The sequence below is a fragment of the Streptomyces sp. NRRL F-4489 genome, assembly GCF_001509485.1.
Taxonomy (GTDB): Bacteria; Actinomycetota; Actinomycetes; order Streptomycetales; family Streptomycetaceae; genus Streptomyces.
In genome coordinates this window covers 1-2,009 of sequence record NZ_LLZI01000148.1, presented here as the reverse complement: position 1 = coordinate 2,009, position 2,009 = coordinate 1, and the positions used below count along the sequence as shown (strand labels likewise).

The following is a 2,009-nucleotide window of genomic DNA, read 5'->3' as shown; positions in this document are numbered from 1 at the left end:
CCCCGACGAGAGGCCCCGCCGCTCCCCCCAGCAGCCCCCCGCCTTCCTCCCCGACCCCGCCGACCACCCCCCCCCCGGCGGCGAACCCCCCCGCCACGCCGCCGGGGAGGTGGTGGTCGGCGGGGTCGGTGAGGAAGGCGGCGAGCTGCTGGGGGAAGCGGCGGCGCATCTCGTCGCGGGTGAGGCCCTCGCCCTGGCCGAAGTCGAGTTCGGTGAGGCGGGGGTCGGTGTGCGGGGTGAGGCCGCAGGCGTCGGCGGCGGGGGCGGCGGTGAGCCGGGCGCGGGTCAGGGGTGAGGTGCGGATGGCGGTGAGGTGGGCGGTGGCGGCCCAGTGGGCGAGGGTGCGGGCCTGTTCGCGGCCGCGGTCGGTGAGGGGGACGTCGGTGCGGCCGGCGTAGCGGTTCTCCGCGTGCCAGACGGTCTCGCCGTGGCGGACGAGGAGGAAGTCGGTCACTGGGCGGCCCTCCTGAGGGCGTGGTCGGCGATGGCGGGGTCGAGCCAGCCGCGGTGGGTGAGTTCGGTGACGAAGCGGTGGTAGGCGGGGAGGTGGCGGGCGGTGCGGTCGGGGGCGGGGCGGAGTTCGGTGCCGGGGCGGACCATGGCGGCGGCGGTGGCGGCGAGGCTCGTACCGGCGGAGGTGGCGGCGAGGACGGCCATGCCGAGGGCGCTGTCGGCGTGTTCGGGGATGTGGACGGTGCGGCCGAGGACGTCGGCGCGCAGCCGGCACCAGTAGGTGTTGCGGGCGCCGCCGCCGGTGTAGGTGAGGGGGCCGCCGGTGGGGGCGCCGAGGTGGTCGAGGTAGTCGAAGCAGAGGCGTTCGAGGCAGGCGACGCCGAGGAGGTAGGCGTGGAATTCGGCGGCGCGGGTGGGGGTGTCGCCGAGGATGAAGGGTTCGGCTTCGGGGGCGCGGAAGGGGAAGCGTTCGCCGCCGGTGGAGACGAGGGGGTAGGCGACGGCGTCGGGGTCCTGGGCGGCGGCCTGTTCGGTGAGGACGTCGAGGTTCTCGCCGTGGAAGTACTGGGAGATGACGCCGGCGCCGCTGCTGGAGGCGCCGCCGGGCAGCCAGGTGCCGGCGGGTCCGCGGTGGCAGTAGACGATGCCGGCGGGGTCGTGGACGAGGTGGTCGCTGGTGCCTTTGAGGACGAGGGTGGTGCCGAGGACGGCGTTCCAGGCGCCGGGGGTGAGGGCGCCGGCGCCGATCTGGGCGGCGCAGCCGTCGGTCATGCCGGCGACGATGGCGGTGCCGGCGGGGATGCCGGTGGCGTCGGCGGCGTCGGGGGCGACGGTGCCGAGGACGGTGCCGGGGCGGACGACGTCGGGGAGGAGGGCGGTGGGGACGGCGAGGGTGTCGAGGACGTCGTGGGGCCAGCGGTCGTCGAGGAGGTGGTAGCCGGTTTTGAGGGCGTGGCTGGTGTCGGTGGGGAGTTGGCGGCCGGCGAGGTGCCAGGTGATGAGGTCGGGCTGGTGGAGGAGGCGGGTGCCGGTGGCGAGGGCGGGGTCGTGGTCGAGGAGCCAGCGGAGTTTGGGCAGGGCCCAGGAGGGCGGCATGGTGCGGTAGCCGAGGCGCTGCCAGAGGTGGGCGCCGGCGGCGTTGACGGTGTCGGCCTGGTCGGTGGCGCGGCCGTCGTCGTACATGAGGGCGGGCGTGCGGGGGGTGCCGTGGGTGTCGGTGAGGAGGATGGTGCCGGAGGTGCCGTCGATGGCGAGGCCGCGGATGCGGTGGGGGTCGAGGCCGGTGAGGGCTTCGCGGCAGGCGTCGGCGAGCGCGGGCCACCAGGTGGCGGGGTCCTGTTCGTGGCGGTTGCCGGTGCGGTGGCTGGTGAGGGGGCGGGCGGCGGTGGCCAGGAGGGTGCCGGTGCCGTCGACGGCGAGGCAGCGGGCGCTCTGGGTGCCGAGGTCGAGGCCGAGCCAGATGTCGTCGGGGCCGTTGCCGGGTGCGGGGGCGTGCGGGTCAGACACGGATGCCTCCTGGGGCGGGGGTCGGGGCGGGGGGGGGGGTGGGGTGGGTG

2 protein-coding genes are annotated in these 2,009 nt (G+C 76.5%); both read right to left on the bottom strand.

What is annotated here, in order from left to right; translation table 11 throughout:
• Positions 1–454 (bottom strand): histidine phosphatase family protein (locus ADL22_RS13800; protein ID WP_234430688.1); only part of this gene is annotated, 454 nt, incomplete at its 3' end.
• Positions 451–1,959: an FGGY-family carbohydrate kinase gene (locus tag ADL22_RS13795; protein ID WP_066977942.1), complete on the bottom strand. Its 1,509-nt coding sequence runs from the start codon at positions 1,957–1,959 to the stop codon at positions 451–453. The genes ADL22_RS13800 and ADL22_RS13795, both read right to left, overlap by 4 nt.
• Positions 1,960–2,009: the final 50 nt, after the last annotated feature.